The following is a 23136-nucleotide window of genomic DNA, read 5'->3' as shown; positions in this document are numbered from 1 at the left end:
TCAGCCACCTTCTCCACGCGCTCGCCGCGTTCTTCCGCGCCCGCTCAATCAAGGATGATGATTATGGGTACGACTGACACCCCGGAAGCTGCGCCGATACGCGATTGCACCTGCGATCGCTGCACCCGGGAGGCCGTAAAGGCCAACCCGAAAACTGACGGGCCGTTCTGCTTCGATGCGAGAATCATCCGCATGTTCCTGTGCGAGACTTGCGGGAACAAGCGGTGTCCGCACGCTGGTGATCACCGGTTTGCCTGTACCGGCAGCAACGAACCGGGGCAGACAGCGATCCCCGCTTCGGGTGACGGCTATGCGACCGCGTTCTACGAGATCGCAGAGATGCTCGGCATTGGCGCGCGCGCTGCGTCCCCCACCGCCGTTTGGCGCGACGAGATGCAGCCGAAGCTGGAGGCCCTGTTCGCCCGCCCCGACGCAGGGGAGCAATTTGCAAAAAGCACAAAGATTCCCGCCAACGGGTATGATCTTGCGTTCGCTGGCCATGACCGGATGGATCGGCCGACGATGGACGAGGTCTGGCGCAAGGGTGGTGGGGGCCATGAGGTCGTCGCAAACCGCACTACCGTAATGCGCTTCATCCGAACGATCGACGCCCTTGAATCGGCACTCGCCGCCATGCGTATGGGGGAGGGCCACGGGGTGGTAATCTCCGATGTCTCAGCGGAGCGCGAGCGTCAGAAATCAGCGCTCGGCTGGACGCCCAAGCATTACGATACGAACGACAGCGACCAAGCGCTTCCCCGGGCTGCGGCCTGCTATGCGTTAGCCGACAGCGGCCGCGGCAACGCGGGGCCGTTTTGGATTTCGCAGTTCCGTACTCCGCACCAAGTGTGGCCGTATCGCTGGGAATGGAAGCCGAAGGATCGGCGGACCAATCTTGTACGCGCTGCCGCGCTCTTAGTCGCTGAGATCGAACGTCTAGACCGTGCCGCCGCCCTCTCGTGCGAGGAAGGGTAAGGTGATGAGCGAGCAGTCGGGCCGTTTTCTGGCAATAAAGGACGTCACCGCCGAAATCGGATTGAGCCGGGCGACGATCAACCGCCTGCACCGCGCCGGTAACTTTCCGCGGAAGGTCATCCTGAGCGCGAATCGGACCGGCTGGTTCGAAAGCGACATCCAAGCCTGGAAAAAAAGCAGGCCGGAAGTCGAAATTCCGAACTGATTTCGTGACCCAATTGGGGTCACCGGCGGGGGCACCGCCCCGACCACACCATGAAAAATACGTCTAAAGACAAGGGGCAAGTGATGCGATCCAACACCAACTCGGGGAGCCATTTCCTGCAGGCTCCAGCCGATGCGCTCCATCAGCGCCGGCTAGCGGACATCAGACCGCGAACTGTTCCATCGTTATGCGATCGTCGAGCGCATGTTCGGGATCGAACAGCAGCGTCAGCTCGCGCGTGCGGTCGATCATGATCTCGACGCGCGCGACGTCGCGAATCTCGCGCTGGTCCGCGACCGCGCTGACCGGCCGCTTGGCGGGGTCGAGCACACGCAGCGTGATCCGCGCCTTGTCGGGCAGAATCGCTCCACGCCAGCGCCGCGGGCGGAACGGGCTGATCGGCGTCAGCGCGAGCATGTTCGAGCCGAGCGGCAGGATCGGGCCCTGCGCCGAGAGATTATAGGCGGTCGAACCCGCGGGCGTGGCGACAAGGATGCCGTCGCAGGCGAGCTCGGGCAGCACGACGCGGTCGTTGACGGTGACTTCGAGCTTGGCGGTCTGCCGCGTCTCGCGCAGCAGCGAAACTTCGTTGATCGCGGGCAGGGCAAAGCTCTCGCCGCCGACCGTCGTCGCCGTCATTGCGAGCGGCACGACCTTGAACGCCTTGATCCGCTCGAGCCGCGCATCGAGCCCGTGCGGACGCCATTCGTTCATCAAGAAGCCGACCGTGCCGAGGTTCATTCCGAACACCGGGACGACCGGCTTGCGCCGCTCGAGCATCGCATGGAGCGTCTGGAGCATGAACCCGTCGCCGCCGAGCGCGACGATCAGCTCGGCGTCCTCGACCGGCACCCAATCATGCGCGTCGGCGAGCATCGCTGCGGCATCCTGCGCGGCCTGTGCCGGCGAGGCGACGAGCGCACGGCGAGCCCCTGTCATGTTGGCGGACGGTGTCATCGCAGGGTCCTGTCGTGGCGTCGGGCGCGTGCGGAAAGCAACGGCCCGGCATGGGCCTTGCGGTCGGTACAATCGGCAAGGACGCGCGCGCTGGTCATCTCGCCTCGAGCTAAGCCTTCGGATCGGGCCTCACAAGGGCGATTGCGGACGCAACACCCTCTTCTTTAACCGCACACCCGGCATTAGGGTCGTTGCATGACCGTTACGCCCAACGCCCCGCTTTTCATCCTGTCGTTCCGACAGCGCGACGAGTTGGCCTCGCTTGCCGCGGGCGCGGGCTGGCAGGTCGTCGCGGCACGTCGCGCGGGCGGCGCCGAGCGACGTTTCCTGTCGAGCGGCGCCGCCGTCGCGGTGATCGACGCGCGCGGGGCGCCCAGCGAGGGCGTCACCGCGGCACGCACGATCAGCGGCGCGGTCGAGGCAAACGGCGGGGCGCTGCTCGCCTTGGTCTCGCGCGGCGAGGCGGCGACGGTGACGATGTTGTACGATGCCGGCGCGACGCATTTTCTCGCGAGCCCGTTCAGCGAGGCCGAATTCCTCCAGGCGGTACGCTTTGCCGCGCGCCATGCGGTGCGGATGGCCCGCGAATGGGCGGCAGGACCGGTCTTTGCGCCGCTCGGCTGGCGCTATGATTTCATCAGCCGCACGCTGATCCTGACGCCTGGCCTCGCCGCCTTGCTCGCGATCGATGACGCGCCGAGTGTCCGGGCGATGCTGCGCCGGTTCGATCGGCCCGATCGCGCCGCGGCGGTGGCCGCGCTGCGCCGTCTCTCGCCCGACCGGCCCGCCACCGCCTTTGCGCACGATTCGGACCTGACCAGCATCGGACGCGTCGTCCAGCACCTCCAGCTCGATTGCGAGAACGCGCAGATCGACGCGGTGGTCGAACCACTCGGCAGCGCACCCGAGCCTGCCGCCGAGCTGCGCGAATCGCTCGCTGGGGCGCGTGATGCCGGCAGCGCGCGGCGCTGGCTGACGCGGCGGTTGAGCGAAGAGACGGGTGCCCCGCTCCATGCGATGCTGATCGCGCTCAACCGCTTCGACATGGTCAATACCGCATACGGGCGGGCGACCGGCGACGCCTTGCTGAGCAGCGCGCAGAAGCGGATCGACGACGTCGTGCGCGAAATCCTCGGTCGTGACGCGTTGATCGTGCGGCTCAGCGGATCGACCTTCCTTGTCGCGGCGCGCAGCATCCGGCCACGCATCGACCTGGCGGTCGAGCGGATCGCGAGTGCGTTGGCGCGGCCGTTCGTCACGGGGGACTCAATCGCGGTACTCGGCTGCCGGATCGGGCTTGCCGAGGCGCTGGGAGACGACAGCGCGGCAAGCCTGTTGCGCCGCGTCAGCGAAGCGCTCGCCGACGCGCGCGAGTCGGATACCGCGACGATGCGCGTCGCCGATGCCGAGGGCGGCGAGGCGCCGATCGACCGGCTTGCGGTCGAACTCAATCACGCGCTCGAACGGGGCGAGATCGGCGTGCTGTACCAGCCGCAGGTCTCGGTCTCGACCGGTGCGATCGTCGGGGTCGAGGCGCTCGCACGCTGGGAGCATGGCGTGCTCGGCACGATCGGGGCCGAGACGCTGTTCGCCGCGGCGGCGCGGGCCGATCTCGAGATCGGACTGTCGGACCATATCCAGAAGATCGTGCTCGCACAGGCGGCGGCCTGGCCCCAGGCGCTTGCGCGGCTGCGGCTGTCGCTCAACCTCACCGCGGCCGACATCGCGCGTCCGGGCTTTGCCGATCTGTTCCTCGACCGGGTCGATGCGAGCGGCTTCCCGCGGTCGCGCCTCACGCTCGAAATCACCGAAAGCGGGCTGATCGAGGACCTCGGGATCGCATCGGGATTGCTCTCGGTGCTGCGCGGCGCGGGGTGCCGGATCGCGATCGATGATTTCGGGACGGGCTATTCGTCGCTGGCCTACCTCAAGGCGCTGCCGCTCGATTACCTCAAGATCGACAAGAAGCTGGCGCAGGACATTACCGGGTCGGCACGCGACCGGATCGTGGTGCGTGGTGTGATCGACATGGCGCGGTCGCTCGGACTGACGGTGATTGCCGAAGGGGTGGAGACCCAGCCCCAGCTCGAGGCGCTGGCGGCCGAGGGTTGTCAGATTTACCAAGGGTTCCTGTGCGCCGAGCCGATCTCGGTCGAAGCGCTGGTCGCGTTGGTGGAACGGTAGGGGAGTTGGGGATGCAGCGCCTTTTTGCTGGTGTGTTCTTGATTGCGGCACCGCTGGCCGTGCGGGCGCAGCCGCCCGAGCGTGCGACGCAGGTTGTACCGCAAGCCGGGGTCGTGGCGGCGATGGCCGACAGCGCGGAGGGCTGGAATGCGGGCGATCTCGCGCGGTTCATGCGCGTCTATTCGGATGCGCCCGACACCAGCTTCGTCACCAAGACCGGGGTATTGCGCGGCAAGGCGGTGATGGCCGAGCGCTATCGCACCAAATATGATTTCGGCGATGCAGCGAAGCGCGGGGTGCTGCGCTTCGTCACGCTCGACTTCCGGCTGCTCGATCGCGCGCATGCGCTCTATATCGGGCGCTACACGCTGCGCGCGGCTGATGGGAAAGAGCAGTCGGGAATGACGTCGCTTGTCTTCCGCAAGGAACCCGCCGGCTGGCGGATCATCGCCGACCATAGTTCCTGAGACACCACCCCGGCACATGCCGGGGTGGTCCAGGCGAGGCGCGCTTTACCCGGCCGCCTTCGCCAACCCCTTCGACAGTTGCAGCGCGCCGTGCAGCCGCGCCTTGGGGTCGCCCCAGGTGCGCGTCACCACCAGCTTGCTGTCGGGCCGCAACCGCGCGACGCCGTCGAGCTTGGCGACCCAGGCGAGCAAGCAGTCCACATTCGGCGGCTTGTCGTCGAAGAATGTGACGAGCGCGCCCTTGGGGCCGACGTCCATCTTGGCGACGCAGGCCTTCTTGGCGTTCAGCTTGATCTCGATGATGCGGATAAGGTTCTCGGTCGGCTCTGGGAGCTTGCCGAAGCGGTCGATCAGCTCGGCGGCGAAGGCCTCGACCTGGTTCTGGTCCTCGAGATCGTTGAGGCGGCGATACAGGCCCATGCGCAGGTCGAGATCGGGGACATACTCCTCGGGGATGAGGATCGGCGCGTCGACGGTGATCTGCGGCGAGAAGTCCTTCGGGCGCAACCGCTGGCCGCCGGCCTTGGCATCCATGATCGCCTCCTCCAGCATCGACTGGTAGAGTTCGAACCCGACTTCCTTGATATGCCCCGATTGCTCGTCGCCGAGCAGATTGCCCGCGCCGCGCTGGTCGAGGTCGTGGCTCGCGAGCTGGAAGCCCGCGCCGAGCGTATCGAGGTCGCTCAGCACCTTGAGGCGCTTCTCGGCGGTCTGGCTCAGCGTGCGGTTCTCGGGCGTGGTGAGATAGGCATAGGCACGCGTCTTGGCGCGCCCGACGCGGCCGCGCAGCTGATAGAGCTGGGCGAGGCCGAAGCGGTCGGCGCGATGGATGATCATCGTGTTGGCGCTCGGAATGTCGAGACCGCTTTCGACGATCGTCGTCGAGATGAGGACCTCGAACTTCTTGTCGTAGAAGGCCGACATCCGCTCCTCGACCTCGCTTGGTGCCATCTGGCCGTGCGCGACGACGTAGCGCACCTCGGGCACGTGATCGCGCATGAACGCTTCGATCTCGGGCAGGTCGGCGATGCGCGGGGTGACGAAGAAGCTTTGCCCGCCGCGATAATGTTCGCGCAGCAGCGCCTCGCGCAGCACGACCGGGTCCCACGGCATGATGTAGGTGCGTACCGCGAGGCGATCGACCGGCGGGGTCTGGATCACCGACAGTTCGCGGATGCCCGACATCGCCATCTGCAGCGTGCGCGGGATCGGCGTGGCGGTCAGCGTGAGGACGTGGACGTCGGTCTTGAGACCCTTCAGGCGTTCCTTGTGCGTCACACCGAAGCGTTGCTCCTCGTCGACCACGACGAGCCCGAGCCGCTTGAACTCGATCCCCTTGGCAAGGATCGCGTGCGTGCCGATCACGACGTCGATCGTACCGTCGGCGAGGCCCGCCTTGGTCGCCTTGGCCTCGGCGCCGGGGACGAGCCGCGACAGCCGGCCGACGTTGAGCGGGAAGCCTTCGAAGCGCGCGGTGAAATTGTTGAAATGCTGGCGCGCGAGCAGCGTGGTCGGGCAGACCACCGCGACCTGCAGCCCCGCCATCGCCGCGGCGAACGCACCGCGCAAAGCGACTTCGGTCTTGCCGAAGCCGACGTCGCCGACCACCAAGCGGTCCATCGGCGTGCCCTTGAGCAGATCGCCCATCACGTCCTCGATCGCGCGATCCTGGTCGTCGGTTTCCTCGTACGGGAAGCGGTCGACGAAGGCGGCATAGCCGCTGTCGCGGTCGATCGTCTCGGCGGGGCGCAGCGCGCGCTCGGCGGCGGTGGCGATGAGCTCGCCCGCGATCTCGCGGATCCGCTCCTTCATCTTCGACTTGCGGCGCTGCCACGCTTCGCCGCCGAGGCGGTCGAGGCTCGCGCCCTCGCTGTCCGAGCCGTAGCGGCTGAGGACTTCGAGGTTCTCGACGGGGACGAACAGCTTGTCGCCGCCGGCGTAGGTCAGCGCAACGCAATCGTGCGGCGCCTGGCCGACGGGGATCGAGGTCAGGCCTTCATAGCGGCCGATGCCGTGATCGGCATGGACGACGAGATCGCCGGGCGTGAGCATCGCAAGCTCGGCGAGGAAGGCGTCGGCCGATTTCTTGCGCTTGGCGCGGCGGACGAGGCGGTCGCCGAGCATGTCCTGCTCGGTGAGCAGCGCGACCTGCGGGGAGGAGAAGCCGTGGTCGAGCGGCAGGATGATGAGCGCAACCGTCGCGCCAATTCCTCCCCTCCCGCTTGCGGGAGGGGTTGGGGGTGGGCTCGCGCTATCAGCGCCAGCTGACTTTGATAGCGCGCGCCCACCCCCAACCCCTCCCGCAGGCGGGAGGGGGGAAGAAGGAGCGGACGCGCCGAGCGCCTCTTGCCACGTGTCCACCAGCTTGAGATTCGTCGCGCCGTGATCGCGCAGCAACCCCGCCAGCCGCTCGCGCGCGCCCGCCGAATAGCTCGCCAGCACGGCTTTCTGCCCATCGCGCTCGAGCGTACGCAGATGATGCACCACCGCCTCGTACACGTTCGCGCCATTCGCGCGCTCGGCGCCGAAATCGCGCGGACCGTCAACGCCGAAGTCGAGCACGCTCGCGCTCTCGGGCTCATGGAACGCGGTGATGCGGTGCGCCGGCGCCTCGTCCAGCCGCGCTGCGAAATCCTTCGCGGTGAGGTACAGCGAATCGACCGGCAGCGGGCGATAGCTGCCGGGATCGCTGACCTGCGCCTTGACGCGGTTGGCGTGGTAATCGGTGATCGCCTCGAAGCGCTGCTCGGCCGCCGCGACCGAGCCGGCATCACGCAGGATCACCGCATCGTCGCCGAGATGATCGAACAAGGTCGTCAGCTTGTCCTCGAACAGCGGGAGCCAATGCTCCATCCCTGCGAGCCGCCGCCCTTCCGAGATCGCCTGGTAGAGCGGGTCGCCCGTCGCGGTCGCGCCGAAGCGTTCGCGGTAGCGCGCGCGGAAGCGCTTGATGCTCTCCTCGTCGATCAGCGTTTCCGACGCGGGGAGCAGGATGAAGCCGTCGACGCGGCCCGTGGTCCGCTGATCGGCGGGGTCGAAAGTGCGGACGCTCTCGATCTCGTCGCCGAAGAAATCGAGCCTGAGCGCGTGCTCCTCGCCGCTCGGGAACAGATCGACCAAGCCACCACGCACCGCGAACTCGCCCGAATCGGCGACGGTCTCGACGCGGACATAGCCGTTCGCCTGCAACTGTGCGGCGAGCTTGTCGCGGCCGATCCGCTCCTTCGGCGCGAGCTTGGCGACAAGCTGGCGGATGCGGAACGGCGTCAGCGTGCGTTGTGCCACCGCGTTGACCGTGGTGAGCAGGAGCTGGGGCCCCTTAACCGGCTGCTGCAGCCGGTGGAGCGTCGCCATGCGCTCGGCCATCACGCGCAGCGTGGGGGAGGCGCGGTCGTAGGGCAGGCAGTCCCACGCCGGGAAGGTGAGGATCTCGAGCTCGGGGGCGAAGGTCTGCGCGGTCGCGGCGATCGCGCGCATCGCGGCTTCGTCGGGCGCGACGAACACCGCGCGGCTTTTCGCGGCGCGGGCAAGGTCGGCGAGCAGCCATGGCTCGAACCCGGTCGGCACGCCGGCAAGCGTGAGCGGGGTCTTGGCGGTGAGGATTTTGGTGAGGTCGGGCATCTGTACTTTCGAAATCCGTCGCCCCGGCCGTATGCCGGGCCCCACCGCGCAGCGACGGATGCCGCCCGAGTGGAGGAGTGGACCCCGGCACACGGCCGGGGTGACGTGAAGCTACTTCGCGATCGGCACGTAGTTGAGCGTCTGGAGCGCTTCGAGGATCGACCCGCGATAGCGCTCGGGGCAGGTGTCGGTCCCGATCGCCCATGCCATGATATCGACGTCCTGCTCCTCGAGCAGATCCTCGACCAGCGTAATCTCTTCATCGTCCCATCCGGCCGAGCGCGCATCGAAGAAGCCGCCGATCAGCAGATCGGCTTCCTTGGTGCCGCGGTGCCAGGCACGGAAGCGCAGGCGTTTCAGGCGGGTTTCGCGGTCCATGCTCGTCCAAACACAAATGCCCGGCACCGACCGACAGCGACGCTGGCGGCGGAAGCCGGGTGGGGGTAGAGGACCCAGATAGTCATGCGACCCGATATCCTCAATCCATTGTTCGCCGAAGTCACGGCGCTGAAGGGCGTGGGCCCGACGCTCGCCAAGCCGCTCGAGCGGCTCGGGCTGTCGCGCGTCGTCGATGTCGCCTTCCATCTGCCGACCGGCTGGGTCGATCGCCTCGCCCGCGAAGAGCTCGACATGGCCGATGCCGGGCGGGTCATCGCGATCACGCTCACCGCGCAATCCTACCGCGCGAGCGCAGGGCGCGGGCCGACGCGGGTTCATGCGACCGATGCGCTCGGCAACGTGGTGAGCCTCGTCTATTTCGGCGGAAATTCAGGGTGGGCGAAGAAGCTTCTGCCGGTTGGCGAGCCGCGGCGGGTGTCGGGCCGCCTCGAAATGTACGGGCAGGATCTGCAGATGGTCCATCCCGACTATGTCCTGCCGCTCGAGGAAGCCGGCGACACGCCCGAGCGCGAGGCGATCTATCCGCTGTCGGAGGGGATAACCTCGAAACGGCTTGGTCTGCTTGCCGCGCAGGCGATCGAGCGCGCGCCCGACCTTCCCGAATGGATCGAGCCCGGATTGCTGGCCAAGCAGCAATGGCCCGGCTGGCGTGAGGCACTTGCGCGCATTCATGCCGACCCGTCCGATGCAATGGCGCGCGAGCGGCTCGCCTATGACGAGATCTTCGCCAACCAGCTCGCGCTGATGCTGGTCCGCCAATCGTCGCGCGCACGGCGGGGGCGGGCGCTGGCGGGGACGGGAAAGCTGCGCGACGCGCTGCGGTTGCCGTATGATCTGACCGGCGCGCAGGCGCGCACCGTGCGCGAAATCGAGGGCGACCTCGCCCAGCCGCAACCGATGCTGCGGCTGCTGCAGGGCGATGTCGGGTCGGGCAAGACGCTCGTCGCGACGCTGGCGATGCTCGTCGCGGTCGAGGCCGGTGCGCAGGCGGCGTTGCTCGCGCCGACCGAGATCCTCGCACGACAGCATTATGAATCGCTGCGCCGCACGCTCGCCGGGCTGCCGGTCGAGGTCGCGGTGCTGACCGGGCGCGACAAGGGCAAGGTGCGTGAGGCGACGCTGATGGCGCTGGCCGCCGGCACGATCGACATATTGATCGGAACGCATGCGATCTTCCAGGAGGCGGTCGGCTACAAGGATCTCGGGCTGGTGGTGGTCGACGAGCAGCACCGCTTCGGCGTCGCGCAGCGGATGATGCTGCAGGCGAAGGCCAAGGCCGCACCGCATCTGCTCGCCATGACCGCAACGCCGATCCCGCGCACGCTGACGCTTGCCAATTATGGCGAGATGGACGTCAGCCAGCTGGACGAGATGCCGCCCGGCCGCCAGCCGATCGAGACGCGCGTCATTTCCGAAGACCGGCTGGCTGATGTCGTCGATGCGCTCGGCCGCCATCTGTCCGACGCGGGCCAGGCCTATTGGGTCTGCCCGCTGGTCGAGGAAAGCGAGAAGAGCGACATGGCCGCGGCGGAAGCACGCGCCGAGACGCTGCGGGCACGCTTCGGCGACCGCGTCGGGCTGGTCCACGGCCGGATGAAGCCCGCCGAGAAGGATGCGGTGATGAGCGCGTTCGCCGCTAGTCAGCTCGGTGTGCTGGTCGCGACGACGGTGATCGAGGTCGGCGTCGACGTCCCCAACGCCACGCTGATCGTGATCGAACATGCCGATCGCTTTGGCCTGGCGCAGCTCCATCAGTTGCGCGGGCGCGTTGGGCGCGGCACGGGCAAGTCGAACTGCCTGCTCATCCGCGGCGGGTCGCTGAGCGAAACCTCACGCGCACGCCTCGCCCTGATGCGCGAGACGACCGACGGCTTCCGCATCGCCGAGGAGGATCTGCGCTTGCGCGGGGCAGGGGAGTTGCTCGGCACCAAGCAATCGGGCGAGGCGGGCTTTCGGCTGGCGACGCCCGATATGCTGGTGACGCTGCTCCCGGTCGCGACCGACGATGCGCGGCTGCTGATCGACCGCGACGGCGGGCTCGAGGGGGCACGCGGGCAGGCGGCGCGGACGGCGCTCTATCTGTTCGAGCGCGATGCCGGGGTGGCGCTCCTGCGATCGGGCTGAGGCGGCGTTACTTTTCCTTCAAAAGCACCGCGAGCAGCTCGTAATATTCGGGCAGCGGGATCGGTGCGTCGAGTTCGCACCCGATCCGCCCGCCGAGCGACCAGCGGATTTCAGCGACCACCACCCCGACCACCGGCAGTGTGACGCGGAGCCGGTCGCCGACGGCATAGCTCATGTCCAACCGCGCCATCAGCCCGGCGGCGGAAAGATTGACGATCAACAACAACAGCTGCCGCGCATCGGGACCGAACGCGCGCGCACGGTAATGCACTTCGTCGCGAACGAGCGCTCGGCTCTCCGCAGTCCGCATCTCCAACGCCTTAGCCATTACAAAACCCCCCTTTTGGGTAGGTTGGACGCTAGGGCTTCGGGTATGAAGCGGAGCGGAACGAACCCGCTTAACAGCGGGTTACCCGAGTCTCGAAAACGCTCAGGCGCGAACCAGCAGCCCGTGATTCTTCTTGCCCGCCGCGATCCGCACCGGCTCGACGCCGACGCTGACGATCATCGCCTCGTCGCTCACCTTGTCGGCGCCTACGCGCGCGCCGCCGCCCTTGATCAGCCGCTTCGCCTCGCCCTTCGATGCCGCAAAGCCGAGCCCGATCAGCGCATCGACGATGCCAATGTCCCCATCGACGGTGAAAGTCGGCAGCGATCCGCCGGCCGCGCCCTCCTCGAAAGTCCGTCGCGCGGTTTCGGCCGAATCGATCGCCGCCGCTTCGCCGCGGCACATCGTCGTCGCGGCATTGGCGAGCACGATCTTGGCGGCGTTGATCTCCGCCCCTTCGAGCGCCTCGAGCCGCGCGATCTCGTCGAGCGGCAGGTCAGTAAAGAGCCGCAGGAAGCGCCCGACGTCGCGATCATCGGTATTCCGCCAGAATTGCCAGTAATCGTAATGCGGCAGCTGGTCCTCGTGCAGCCAAACCGCACCCGACATCGTCTTGCCCATCTTCCCGCCATCGGCGGTGGTGATCAGCGGCGTCGTGATGCCGAACACTTCGGTCGAGTCCATCCGACGCGCGAGCTCGATGCCGTTGACGATATTGCCCCACTGATCCGACCCGCCCATCTGCAGCCGGCACCCGGCGCGGCGCGACAGTTCGAGGAAGTCGTAGGCCTGCAGGATCATGTAGTTGAATTCGAGGAACGACAGCGACTGCTCGCGGTCGAGCCGCAGCTTGACCGAGTCGAAGCCGAGCATCCGGTTGACCGAGAAATGCTGCCCGACGTCGCGCAGGAACGGAATGTATTCGAGCTTGTCGAGCCATTCGGCATTGTCGAGCATGATCGCGTCCGACGGGCCGTCGCCGAAGGTCAGGAAACGCTCGAAGATCCGGCGGATCGAGGCGACGTTGTGCGCGATCCCGTCATGGTCGAGGAGCTTGCGCGCTTCGTCCTTGAAGCTCGGATCGCCGATCTTGCCGGTGCCACCGCCCATCAGCACGATCGGCTTGTGACCGGCCTGCTGGAGCCGGCGCAGTAGCATGATCTGCACCAGGCTGCCGACATGCAGTGACGGCGCGGTCGGATCGAAGCCGATATAGCCGGGCACGATCTCCTTGGCCGCGAGCGCATCGAGCGCCGCCGCGTCGGTGGTCTGGTGGATATAGCCGCGCGTCGACAGCAGGCGGAGGAGATCGGAAGTGTGCTCGGTCATATTATCTTCTCCCCCTCCCGCTTGCGGGAGGGGCTAGGGGAGGGGCTGTAGTGCTGGCTCCGCACATGCCCTCCCCCAACCCCTCCCGCAAGCGGGAGGGGCGCTAAATCCCCGGCAATTGCCGTTGCGGATCGACCGGGGTGCGGCCCTTGCGCATTTCGAAATGGACCTCGGGTCGGCTCGCCTGTCCCGAATCGCCCGACAGCGCGATCGTCTGCCCGCGCTTGACCGCCTGGCCGCGCCTTACGAGCAGCTGGCTGGCATTGGCATAGACGGTCGTCCAGCTCGATCCGTGCTTGACGATCACCAGCCCGCCGAGCGTCGGCACGCCGCTGCCGGCATAAGCGACAACGCCATCGGCCGAGGCGAGGATCGGCGTGCCGAGCGGCACCGCGATGTTGACGCCGTTGAACTTTTCACCCGAGGCGCCCGGCCCGAAGCGCGTGATGATCTTGCCATGCACGGGCCAGGCGAAGCCGCTGGTCAGCTGCGCCGGTTCGGCGAGCGCCTGTGTCGGCGCGAGCACGCGGCGCGGCGAGGCGGTCGGCTGGGCAGGGCGCTGGTTGGCGGCGAGCGCCGGTTCGCTGCCGGTGAGGATATCGTCGATATCGAGCGTGAAGGCCTTCGCGCGCTCGGCCGCCGAACTGCCGCCTGCGGTGCCGGGGATCAGCACGCGCATCCCGACGCGCAACGTATAGGGCGCGGTCAGATCGTTCGCGGCGATGATCCGCGACCAATCGACCGCATAAGCGCGCGCGATCGCGATCCCGGTCTGCCCGGCGCGGACGAGATGATAGCGCCCGCCGGGAATCGTCAGCCGCTGGCCGGCGCGGACCACGAAGGGCGGGGGGAGCTGGTTGGCGCGCGCGATCGCCTCCGAGCCGCCGCCGGTACGGTCGGCGATCGCGCGCAGCGTGTCGCCGGGGCGGACGAGATAGGTCGTCGTGTCGATCGTCGCGGCATCGGCCGACACGGGGCGCGCCTGCCACGCCGGTGGCGGCGCGGGGAGCGCGGAGACGCGCTCGTCGATGCGATGCGGCTCGTAGCGTTCGGGCGGAGCGTCGTCGCGCGGATCGCGGCGCGGGCGATCGTCGCGCCGCGGCTCTTCGCGGTCGCGCGGCGGGCGATAGCCGCTATCGGGACGGTCGGGATTGGGAATGCAGGCGCCCAGCATCGTCAGCAACAGCGTCGCCGCCAGGCCTATCTCTCTGCGATGCCCCATCCTCATCCCCCGATCCTGCCCACCCCTAGGCGTATAAGCCGCCGAGCATAGCGAGCGATGCGTGATGTGTCAGGTCGAGATGCAGCGGCGTGACCGCGATGTACCCGTCGGCGACCGCTTCGAGGTCGGTCGCGTGCGCCGGCGTCTCGACCGTGCCGGCGAGCGCGAACCAGTGATATTCATAGCCACGCGGATCGCGATTGGTGACGATCTGCAGCCTTCCGTAATCGCGCAGACCCTGTTGCGCGATCCGCACCCCCTTCACCGCTGCTGCGGAAACGGCGGGGAAGTTGATGTTGACGAGCGTGCGCGGCGCGAGCGGCGCATCGAGCAGCGGGCGCAGCACGCGCTCGCCCCACGCCGCGGCGCTGTCGAACGGGACTGCGTCGCCCATCCCGCGCTTCTCATAGACCTGGCTCAGCGCGATCGAGCGGACGCCGGCGAGAGCGCCCTCCATCGCCGCCGAGACGGTGCCCGAATAGGTCACGTCCTCGGCGAGATTGGCGCCGCGATTGACGCCCGACAGGATCAGGTCGGGCTTGTGATCGGCCATGATCTTGGCGAGCGCCATCATCACCGCGTCGGTCGGCGTGCCGGCGACGGCGAAGCGCTTCTCGCCATGCTGACGCACGCGGATCGGGCGGGTGAGCGTCAGCGAGTGGCCTGCACCCGACTGTTCCTCGGCAGGTGCGACGACCCAGACATCGTCCGACAGCGTCGCGGCGATCGCTTCGAGCACTTTGAGGCCGGGGGCGTGATAGCCGTCGTCGTTGGTGAGGAGGATGCGCATCTAATCTCCCGTTTGGCTCCGGCGTCGTGAAACGCTGGTCGTCGCTGCCGTCGTCGCGGGCACGGCATCAATCGGCTCGCCCCAAACGGTTTGGTTCAGCGCCTCGGCTCCAGCCGCGACATGCCGCCCGTATAGGACAGCAATGCCTCGGGTACCGAGACGCTGCCGTCTTCATTCTGGTAGTTCTCGATCACCGCCACCAACGTCCGACCTACCGCCAGGCCGGAGCCGTTGAGGGTGTGGACGAACTCGGTCTTCTTCTCGCCCGCCACCCGGTACCGGGTGTTCATGCGCCGCGCCTGGAACGCGCCGGTGTTCGAGCACGAGCTGATCTCGCGATAGGCGTTCTGGCCCGGCAGCCACACCTCGAGATCGTACGTTTTGCGCGCGCCGAAGCCCATGTCGCCGGTGCACAGCAGCAGCTTGCGATAGGGCAGGTTGAGGCGTTCGAGGACCGTCTCGGCGGCACGTGTCATGCGCTGGTGCTCGGCCTCGCTGTCCTCGGGCCGCACGACGCTGACGAGCTCGCATTTCTCGAACTGGTGCTGGCGGATAAAGCCGCGCGTGTCGCGGCCGGCCGCGCCCGCTTCGGAACGGAAGCACAGCGTGAGCGCGGTAAGCCGAATCGGGAGCGCGCTCTCGTCGAGCAATTCGCCCATGACGCTCGCGGTCAGGCTGACTTCGCTCGTCGGGATGAGCCAGCGATCGTCGGTCGTGCGAAAGCTGTCCTCGGCAAACTTCGGCAGCTTGTCGGTGCCGTACATCGCCTCGTCCTTGACGAGCACCGGCGGGTTGCATTCCTCATAGCCATGCTCGCGCGTCTGGAGGTCGAGCATGAACTGGCCGAGCGCGCGGTGCAGACGCGCCATGTCACCGCGCAGGAAGGTGAAACGCGCACCCGAGAGCCGCGCGCCGGTTTCGAAATCCATGCCGAGCGCAGGCGCGAGATCGGCATGTTCGCGCGGCGTGAAGTCGAAGCCGCGCGGGGTGGCCCAGCGGGCGACTTCGACATTGTCCTCCTCGCCCGCGCCGTGCGGCACATCGTCGGCGGGCAGATTGGGGATCATTTCGAGCGCGGCCTTGAGCTGTGCCGCGACATCCTTTTCCTCGGCCTCGATCGCGGGCATCCGCTCCTTCAACGCGGCGACCTCGGCCATCAGGCTTGCGGCGGTGGCGTCGTCCTTCTTTGCCTTCGCCGCGCCGATCGCCTTCGAGGCTTCGTTGCGGCGCGCCTGGCCGGTCTGTGCCTCGGTGATCAGCGCGCGGTGGCGTTCGTCGAGCGCGACCAGCCCGGCGGCGAGCGGCGACAGCCCGCGGCGCGCGAGAGCGGCATCGAAAGCGGCGGGATTTTCGCGGATCGAACGGATATCATGCATGGTCGCAGGCTATGCCCAGCCTGCCGCAAGCGCGCAACCCGCGCGGCGCGCGGTGCGTTCTTCCAGCCTCACCAACCATAAGAGGCAAACGCCCCATGCAGATACCCAACAATGCCGTCGTGCTCGTGGCCGACGGCCGCAAGTCGCTGTTCCTGCGCAACGAGGGCGATGCGACGCACCTCAATCTCGTCGTCGAGCGCGCGGTCGAGCAGATCAATCCAAGCGATGGCGACCAGAAGACCGACCATGCCGGGCGCGCCTCGTCGAGCGTCGGCGGTGGGCAGAATTCGATGCAGGAGGTCGACTTCCACCAGCAGGAGAAGGATCGCTTCGCGGTCGATACCGCCGACGTGCTCAAACGCCGTGCGCTCGCCAACGACTTCGCATCGCTGATCGTCGTCGCGCCGCCGCAGACGCTCGGCGAATTGCGCAAACATTATCATAGCGAAGTCAGCGCGCGGCTCAGCGGCGAGCTCGACAAGGATCTGACCGGCCACCCGATCGACCAGATCGAAAAGGCGCTGCAGGCGGCTTGAAACGCAAACGGGCTCCCGCGACCATCGCGGGAGCCCGTTCTTGCAGCTGCTGTCGCGCGTCAGGCGGCGATCGCGGCCCCCTTGGTGAACCGCTTGCGCGCGACCAGCGCCGCGGCGGCGGCACCGAACAGCAGCACCATCGGCGGCGCTGGGACGGGCGCGGGCGGGCCGTCGGGAGCGCCCGGCGTGCAATTCACGCCGCAGCTCGAGCTGCCATAGCTGCTGCTGCCATGGCCCCAATTGCTGCTCGAATTCCAGCCATGGCTGCTCGAGCCGTAGCTGCTTGAACTGGCCGAGGACGTGCTCGACCCGTTCGACGAGCTTGCCGAAGAGACGTTGCCACTCGACGATGTCGAGGACGAGGTCGAAGAGGAGACGTTGCCGCTCGATGAGGTCGAGGATGCCGACGAGATATTGCCGCTGGACGAGGTCGACGACGACACGTCGCCGCTGCTGCCGCCCGAAGCCGAAGACACGTTGCCGCTCGACGACGACCCGCCGGTCGAGGATGTGCTCGAGACAGTCGCGCCACCGGTGCTGGTCGAGGTGGAGCCGCCGCTGGTCGAGGTCGATCCGCCACTGGTCGACGATCCGCCCGACGAGACGTTGACGACCGTGCCGCTGCTCCCGGTCGAGGTCGACGAAATCGTGATGTTGCCGCCGCCGCCGCCACCGCCGCCGCCACCGAAGAAGCCACCAGCGAAGAAGCCGCCGCCGCCGCCGAAGCCGCCACCGATCACGGCTGGACCGACGCCGCCCGACGACCCGCTGAAACCATTGAAGGCGGGCGGCAGCGGGATCGGTGCGCCCTGCGTCGTCACCACCACGACCTGCGGCGGCGGAGTGGTGCGGGTCGTCGTCACGACTCGGCGAACGCGGCGAACCGAGGCGACCGCGGTCTTGCGGACGATTCGTTTGGTCTTGTGGACATAGGCGGCGCGGGCGCGGGAGGAGTCAGCGACATGGACCGCGCCACCGCCGACGATCGCGCCGCCGCACGCACAGGCACACAATTTCGCCAAGGCCATCCGCACCGACATATCCGCCACTTTCTCTTTACCGTAAAATCAACGCTATAGGTCGTTTCACGGTCATCCGTGCCATTTCGCTCTAGCAGGTGAAGGCCAACAAAGCGTTAAGTTGAACCGCCTTACCTCTCCTGCACATCTTAATCTACGATTTTGTCCGGATGGCAAAGGTTGATTGTGGGTTAACGTTTCGTCTTGGGACATGGAAACCCCATTCTCCCGCGGCGCGCGCAATCCGGGCGCGCGATGCAGCGGCAATCGGATCGTCGCAGGAACGCAGGACAATCGCATCGGATTGCTTGTGGAGCTTCAAGGGCATGGCTATAGGCCCGCACCACGTGAGTTAACCCGGGGGCGGACCCGCGATGCGCTCGGCATCGTGCGGCTGTGGGAGAAAATGGGATGGCGACGGTCTTGAATCGACACGATGACTCCGAGAAATTCGCGGTCCCGCCGGTCGGCGGTGACGATGGCTATCGGCCGAGCGCGGACGAAGAGTTCATGAACCCACGGCAGCAGGCGTATTTTCGCGCCAAGCTGCAGGGGTGGAAGGACTCGATCCTGCGCGAGGCGGCAGGAACGCTTTCGCAGCTGCAGGTCGATACGCTGCGCGAGGCCGACCTTACCGATCGCGCCTCGAGTGAGACCGATTGGTCGATCGAACTGCGCACGCGCGATCGTCAGCGCAAGCTGATCTCCAAGATCGAGGCCGCGATGCGGCGAATCGACGAGGGCGAATATGGCTATTGCGAAGTCAGCGGCGAGCCGATCTCGCTCGCCCGGCTCGAGGCGCGCCCGATCGCGACGATGACGGTCGAGGCGCAGGAACGCCACGAACGCCAGGAAAAGATCTCGCGCGAGGAATGATGTTCGGTCCGCGTTAAGCGGTTCGATACATTTGCCCGGCTATTACGATCTTAACGGAGGCCGTAAGATTCAGGCGATGGATCAATATTCCCAAGATCCCCTTAGCGCTCCCGACGAGGATGGCGCCCACAACCGGCAGGAGTCGCGCGACAGCCTGTTCCTGATGGCGGATTTCCGCGTGGTCGGGAGCAGTGAGGTGCACGCGGTTCGCGTCCGCAATCTCTCGGCTGGCGGCCTTATGGCCGAGCTGTCGGGCGGGCTCGAGCAGGGATTGCGCGTCGAATTCGACGTGCGCGGGATCGGGTGGGTTCCAGGGCAGGTCGCCTGGTCGGCCGCTGGGCGAATCGGCGTCGCGTTCGATCAGCAGATCGATCCGCTGCTGGCCCGCAAGCCCGTCGGGCAGGGCTCTCAGACGCCTACGTTCGTGAAGCCGATCTTCTCGCGCCCGAGTCGTTGAACGCGGCGGCGCGCTAAGCGGACCCGGACGCCGTGCGTCCGGGCCCTGCGGCGTCAGATCTGCGCCAGCTCCTGTTTGATCTTAAGCTTCTGTTTCTTCAGCGCGGCCAGCGTCACGGCGTCGGGCAGCGGGCGCTGCGCCTCGGTGGCAATCTGTCGATCGAGGACTGCATGCTTGGCCGTCAAGGCCGAGTGATGCGCGGTCTGCATGGATGCTTACCTCCTTCATATGCTGCTTGGGGGAGGCAAATAGAACATGGGCAAGGTTAATTGTCTCCCTCTGATTCGGGGCGGTCGCGACGCGCGCACCGAATTGCGCGACCGGTCGATTTTATCCGTGCTGCAGCCCCGCGATTTGCTAAGACGCCGCGATCGAGCGGGGACCGAATGGACGACAGCCTTATCGCAAAGCGCCTCGAGGTGTTACGCGTCGAACATCGGGACCTCGATTCGGCGATCGGTGCGCTGATCGGCAGCGGGGCGGCCGACCAACTGCAGCTCGCGCGATTCAGGAAGCGCAAGCTGCGGCTGCGCGACGAGATCGCCTTGCTCGAAGATCAGTTGATCCCCGACATCATCGCCTGAGCCGCACCGCTTTGGGACAGGTCGCTGCGAATTTTCGCGCGACCGGCTACCCTCGCCTGCGCGATTGTGGGAAGGTCCGGAATGCGCGGAAATCGGCAAGACTTACGGATGCAGCGTCGCGTGATCGACACGTTGTACATCGATGCGATGGTGCTCGCGGACGAGGCGCGCAGCTATTTCGACGAAGGCGGCCGCGCCGATCGCGAGGCGCTCGATCCGATCGCGCGAGTCGCCTTCTCGTGTGAATCGTTGAAGGTGACCACGCGGCTGATGCACGTGATTGCATGGCTGCTGACGCAGCGCGCGGTCGAGGCGGGCGAGATGCTGCCGCACGATGCGCTCGATCCGTCGCGCCGGCTCGGCACCGCGCCGGCGACGGATCCGGCTGCGCTCGAGCACATGCCGCAGTCTGCGCGGTCGCTCATCGCCGCGAGTGTCGAGTTGCACGGCCGCGTCGCCCGGCTCGACGATTCGAGCGCGGGAGACGGCCTGGCGCTCGAGAGTCCGGTGCGCTCGCTGCACCAGCGGCTGGCGATGGCGTTCTAGCCCGCGAGCCGATGGTGCCCGCTTAGAGCTTCAGCCGCTCGCGCGCGGCGCGATATTGCGCCTCGAACCGATCGACCATCGCCGCGACGGGTTCGACCCGCTCGATCACACCGATCCCCTGGCCCGATCCCCAGATTTCCTTCCACGCCTTGGGCTTCGCACCGTTGCCGGTGCCGAAGTCCATCGTCTTGAGGTCGCCCTCGGGCAGCGCGTCGGGGTCCATGCCCGCGGCGACGATCGAGGCGCGCAGGTAATTGCCGTGCACGCCGGTGAACAGGTTCGAATAGACGATGTCGGCGGCCTTGCCCTCGACGATGCCCTGTTTGTAGGCGGGTTCGGCATTGGCCTCGAGCGCGGCGATGAAGGGCGAACCCATATAGGCGAAATCGGCACCCATCGCTTGTGCCGCGAGAATGGCATCGCCGGTCGCGATCGAGCCCGACAAAGCGAGCGGCCCGTCGAACCACTGGCGGATTTCCTGGATGATCGCGAAGGGCGACAGCCGCCCGGCGTGCCCGCCCGCGCCGGCGGCAACCGCAATCAGCCCGTCGGCACCCTTTTCGATCGCTTTGCGCGCGAAGCGGTCATCGATCACGTCGTGCAGCGTGATCCCGCCCCAGCTGTGCACCGCGGTGTTGAGATCCTCGCGCGCGCCGAGCGAGGTGATGACGATCGGCACCTGCCATTTGGCGCAGGTCGCGAGATCGGCTTCGAGCCGCTCGTTCGAGCGATGGACGATCTGGTTGACCGCAAACGGTGCTGCCGGGCGATCGGGATGGTCGCGATTGTGTGCCGCCAATTCCTCGGTGATGCGGTGGAGCCATTCGTCCAACATCGCCTGCGGCCGCGCGTTGAGCGCGGGGAAAGATCCGACGATTCCCGCCTTGCACTGCGCGATCACCAGTTCGGGACCCGAGATGATAAACAGCGGCGAGCCGATCAGGGGAAGCCGCAGCGACGAGAGGAGGGGCGGTGTGCTCATGTCCGTTTCATAGCGCAACCGAAAGGACTGTCCAGCGGCCTCGATTTGCCTCGCGAGCAGAAACCCTTATGGCGCGCAAATCCCCGTTTGTTTCCGGAGTAACGAAGTGAAGCTTACCCTCGCCGCCGCCTTGTTGCTCGGAACCGCGACTCCGGCGTTTGCCGTAGGGCAACTGCCCAGCGGGATCGCCCCGGTCTCGTACGATATCACGATCCGACCCGACGCCAAGGCGATGACCTTCGCGGGCGAAGAGACGATCAGCATCGCGGTCGCCAAGCCGACGCGCACGGTCGTGCTCAACGCCGCCGATCTCAAGATCTCGCGCGCGCTGGTCGATGGCGCGGCGGTGCCCTTCACGCTCGACACGACCAAGCAGCAGCTGACGTTGACGCTGCCGACGATGCTCGCTTCAGGCCAGCACCGCGTCCAATTCGCCTGGACGGGCACGATCAACACCTCGGCGGCGGGGCTCTTCGCGATCGATTACAGCAACCAGGACGGCTCGTCGTCGCGCTTGCTGGTGACGCAGTTCGAGGCGCCCGATGCGCGCCGCTTCGCGCCGATGTGGGACGAACCGGGCTACAAGGCGACCTTCCGTCTCAGCACCGTCGCGCCTGGCGACCAGACGGCGTTCTCCAACATGCCCGTCACCAGCGTGACCAAGCAGGGCGACGGCACCAAGCTCTACCATTTCGCCGAGACACCCAAGATGTCGAGCTATCTGCTGTTCCTCGGCATGGGTGATGTCGAGCGCAAGACGGTGATGGCAGGCAAGACCGAGATCGGCGTCATCACGCGCCGCGGCGTCGTCGATCAGGGCGATTACGCGCTCGAATCGGCCAAGCGCCTGCTGACCTATTACAACGACTATTTCGGCCAGCCGTACCCGCTGCCCAAGCTCGACATGATCGCCGGCCCGGGCTCGAGCCAATTCTTCGGTGCGATGGAGAATTGGGGCGCGGTCTTCTATTTCGAGCCCGAATTGCTCTACGACAAGAAGCGCGCGACGCAGAGCGGCAAGCAGCGCATCTACACCGTCGTCGCGCATGAGATGGCGCACCAATGGTTCGGCGATCTCGTCACGATGAACTGGTGGGACGACCTCTGGCTCAACGAAGGCTTCGCCTCGTGGATGGAGAACAAGTCGAGCGTCGACCTCAACCCCGACTGGTTTGCCGGTGCGACCGCGGTGGCGCAGGATCGCGAGGGTGCGCTACAGGTCGATGCGACCGCTGCGACGCACCCGATCATCCGCCATGTCGAAACGGTCGATCAGATCGGCGAGGCGTTCGATGGGATCACCTATTCGAAGGGGCAGGCGGTCATCGGTATGATGGAGTCGACGCTCGGGCCCGACGTGTTCCGCGACGGCATCCGCCGCTACATGGCCAAGTACAAATATGGGAACACCACGACCGACCAGCTGTGGGCCGAGCTGTCTGCGGCGTCGGGGCACTCTGTCGCCGATGTCGCGCACGATTTCACGCTCCAGCCGGGCGTCCCGCTCGTCACGATGACGGGCGCGCGCTGTGTCGCGGGCAAGACGCAGGTGACGCTGACGCAAGGCCGCTTCGGCTATGATGCGACCGCCAAGCAGCCGCTCGACTGGCACGTGCCGTTGACGCTCGGTGTGGTCGGCCAGCCGGTGACGCGCGCCACCGTGCGCGGCGCCAAGCCGATGACGGTCAGCGTCCAGGGCTGCGGCACGATCGTGCTCAACCGCGACAAGGGCAGCTATGCGCGCGTTCTCTACAGCCAGGCGGCGCATGATGCGATCGTCCGCGATTTCGGAACGCTCGCGCTGACCGACCAGCTCGGGACGCTCGGCGACGACTTTGCGCTCGCCAAGGGCGGCAATCAGAAGCTCGATCGCTATTTCGCCGATGTGGCGGCGGTTGGGCCGGATGCGAATCCGCTGCTGTGGCAGACGGTCGCCGGACAGCTCGCCGATCTCGAGGGTCGCTTGCCCAAGGGCGTTGCGAAGGATGCGATGCGCACTCGGATCCGCGCGACGCTCGCTCCGGCGATGCAACGGGTCGGCTTCACCGCGGCAAAGGACGAATCGCCGCTCGTCGCGACGCTGCGCGAAACGCTGATCGCGGTGCTCGGTCATCGCGGCGATCCTGCGATCGCGGACAAGGCGCGCGCCTATGTCGCCG

The 23136-nt window shown here is 66.9% G+C and carries 22 protein-coding genes (1 of these 22 only partly in view); 11 read left to right on the top strand and 11 right to left on the bottom strand.

The genetic code is table 11. The features are described from left to right. The first annotated feature begins 63 nt into the window (after positions 1–63). Complete coding sequence (locus ACVWYO_RS00145; protein WP_457348101.1) at positions 64–975, top strand: hypothetical protein; 912 nt, start codon at positions 64–66, stop codon at positions 973–975. A 4-nt stretch (positions 976–979) separates the two neighbouring features. Next, positions 980–1180 (top strand): helix-turn-helix transcriptional regulator, encoded by a 201-nt coding sequence (locus ACVWYO_RS00140; RefSeq protein ID WP_457348099.1) that lies wholly within the window; start codon positions 980–982, stop codon positions 1178–1180. Positions 1181–1342: 162 nt separating this feature from the next. Here ACVWYO_RS00140 and ACVWYO_RS00135 read toward each other — a convergent pair whose 3' ends face one another. Continuing rightward, positions 1343–2137, bottom strand: a complete 795-nt coding sequence (locus tag ACVWYO_RS00135; RefSeq protein ID WP_457348097.1) for an NAD kinase — start codon at positions 2135–2137, stop codon at positions 1343–1345. A 195-nt stretch (positions 2138–2332) separates the two neighbouring features. Between ACVWYO_RS00135 and ACVWYO_RS00130 the strand changes: the two genes are divergently transcribed. After that, positions 2333–4321 carry a putative bifunctional diguanylate cyclase/phosphodiesterase gene (locus ACVWYO_RS00130; protein WP_457348095.1) on the top strand — a complete coding sequence of 663 codons (1989 nt, stop codon included), beginning with the start codon at positions 2333–2335 and terminating at the stop codon, positions 4319–4321. Between the two features lie 11 nt (positions 4322–4332). After that, positions 4333–4788, top strand: coding sequence for a YybH family protein (locus ACVWYO_RS00125; RefSeq protein ID WP_457348093.1), 456 nt, complete (start codon positions 4333–4335; stop codon positions 4786–4788). Between the two features lie 45 nt (positions 4789–4833). Here ACVWYO_RS00125 and mfd read toward each other — a convergent pair whose 3' ends face one another. Then, positions 4834–8409 (bottom strand): transcription-repair coupling factor, encoded by a 3576-nt coding sequence (gene mfd / locus ACVWYO_RS00120; RefSeq protein WP_457348091.1) that lies wholly within the window; start codon positions 8407–8409, stop codon positions 4834–4836. Positions 8410–8520: 111 nt separating this feature from the next. Beyond that, a complete protein-coding gene (locus ACVWYO_RS00115) occupies positions 8521–8787 on the bottom strand; it encodes an FAD assembly factor SdhE (RefSeq protein WP_457348089.1) in 267 nt (88 codons plus the stop codon). Between the two features lie 84 nt (positions 8788–8871). On the opposite strand from ACVWYO_RS00115, the gene recG reads away from it, so the two are divergent. Beyond that, positions 8872–10932 (top strand): ATP-dependent DNA helicase RecG, encoded by a 2061-nt coding sequence (recG, locus tag ACVWYO_RS00110; protein ID WP_457348087.1) that lies wholly within the window; start codon positions 8872–8874, stop codon positions 10930–10932. Positions 10933–10939: 7 nt separating this feature from the next. Here recG and ACVWYO_RS00105 read toward each other — a convergent pair whose 3' ends face one another. From ACVWYO_RS00105 to serS, 5 genes are all read right to left on the bottom strand, one after another. Further along, positions 10940–11260 carry a PilZ domain-containing protein gene (locus ACVWYO_RS00105; RefSeq protein WP_457348085.1) on the bottom strand — a complete coding sequence of 107 codons (321 nt, stop codon included), beginning with the start codon at positions 11258–11260 and terminating at the stop codon, positions 10940–10942. 102 nt (positions 11261–11362) lie between these two features. After that, positions 11363–12589, bottom strand: coding sequence for a tyrosine--tRNA ligase (tyrS, locus tag ACVWYO_RS00100; RefSeq protein WP_457348084.1), 1227 nt, complete (start codon positions 12587–12589; stop codon positions 11363–11365). 103 nt (positions 12590–12692) lie between these two features. After that, the gene (locus tag ACVWYO_RS00095) at positions 12693–13811 is read right to left on the bottom strand and encodes a peptidoglycan DD-metalloendopeptidase family protein (protein WP_457348082.1); all 1119 of its coding nucleotides are present in this window, start codon (positions 13809–13811) and stop codon (positions 12693–12695) included. Between the two features lie 25 nt (positions 13812–13836). Continuing rightward, entirely contained in the window at positions 13837–14601 is a 765-nt protein-coding gene (gene surE / locus ACVWYO_RS00090) for a 5'/3'-nucleotidase SurE (protein ID WP_457348080.1), read from the bottom strand. A 95-nt stretch (positions 14602–14696) separates the two neighbouring features. After that, positions 14697–15977 (bottom strand): serine--tRNA ligase, encoded by a 1281-nt coding sequence (gene serS / locus ACVWYO_RS00085; protein WP_457348079.1) that lies wholly within the window; start codon positions 15975–15977, stop codon positions 14697–14699. 95 nt (positions 15978–16072) lie between these two features. On the opposite strand from serS, the gene ACVWYO_RS00080 reads away from it, so the two are divergent. Beyond that, on the top strand, positions 16073–16513 hold the full coding sequence (locus ACVWYO_RS00080) for a host attachment family protein (protein WP_457348077.1): 441 nt from the start codon (positions 16073–16075) through the stop codon (positions 16511–16513). Positions 16514–16572: 59 nt separating this feature from the next. On the opposite strand, the gene ACVWYO_RS00075 is transcribed toward ACVWYO_RS00080, so the two are convergent. Continuing rightward, a complete protein-coding gene (locus tag ACVWYO_RS00075; protein WP_457348075.1) occupies positions 16573–17553 on the bottom strand; it encodes a PEP-CTERM sorting domain-containing protein in 981 nt (326 codons plus the stop codon). 390 nt (positions 17554–17943) lie between these two features. On the opposite strand from ACVWYO_RS00075, the gene dksA reads away from it, so the two are divergent. Together dksA and ACVWYO_RS00065 are read left to right on the top strand one after the other, a co-directional pair. Next, positions 17944–18408, top strand: a complete 465-nt coding sequence (dksA, locus tag ACVWYO_RS00070; RefSeq protein ID WP_457348073.1) for an RNA polymerase-binding protein DksA — start codon at positions 17944–17946, stop codon at positions 18406–18408. Between the two features lie 76 nt (positions 18409–18484). Further along, positions 18485–18865 (top strand): PilZ domain-containing protein, encoded by a 381-nt coding sequence (locus tag ACVWYO_RS00065; protein ID WP_457348072.1) that lies wholly within the window; start codon positions 18485–18487, stop codon positions 18863–18865. A gap of 53 nt (positions 18866–18918) precedes the next feature. Here ACVWYO_RS00065 and ACVWYO_RS00060 read toward each other — a convergent pair whose 3' ends face one another. Further along, positions 18919–19074, bottom strand: a complete 156-nt coding sequence (locus ACVWYO_RS00060) for a DUF465 domain-containing protein (RefSeq protein WP_140852102.1) — start codon at positions 19072–19074, stop codon at positions 18919–18921. A 177-nt stretch (positions 19075–19251) separates the two neighbouring features. Between ACVWYO_RS00060 and ACVWYO_RS00055 the strand changes: the two genes are divergently transcribed. Further along, positions 19252–19449 (top strand): YdcH family protein, encoded by a 198-nt coding sequence (locus tag ACVWYO_RS00055; protein WP_457348070.1) that lies wholly within the window; start codon positions 19252–19254, stop codon positions 19447–19449. Between the two features lie 108 nt (positions 19450–19557). Continuing rightward, positions 19558–19995, top strand: coding sequence for a DUF1465 family protein (locus tag ACVWYO_RS00050; RefSeq protein ID WP_457348069.1), 438 nt, complete (start codon positions 19558–19560; stop codon positions 19993–19995). A gap of 22 nt (positions 19996–20017) precedes the next feature. Here the strand turns inward: ACVWYO_RS00050 and ACVWYO_RS00045 are convergent, their stop codons facing one another. After that, a complete protein-coding gene (locus ACVWYO_RS00045; RefSeq protein WP_457348068.1) occupies positions 20018–20977 on the bottom strand; it encodes an NAD(P)H-dependent flavin oxidoreductase in 960 nt (319 codons plus the stop codon). 106 nt (positions 20978–21083) lie between these two features. Here ACVWYO_RS00045 and ACVWYO_RS00040 point away from each other — a divergent pair, with 106 nt between their 5' ends. Continuing rightward, a protein-coding gene (locus ACVWYO_RS00040) for a M1 family metallopeptidase (RefSeq protein ID WP_457348067.1) crosses the window boundary here: on the top strand, positions 21084–23136 show its 5' portion. Its footprint extends 539 nt past the window's final position; the window shows 2053 of its 2592 coding nt (coding positions 1–2053); its start codon is at positions 21084–21086; its stop codon lies off the right edge, out of view.

Source organism: Sphingomonas sp. UYP23, from assembly GCF_054059235.1.
Note: the sequence above shows the minus strand (reverse complement) of the source record. Positions and strands in the feature narration are given on the sequence as shown.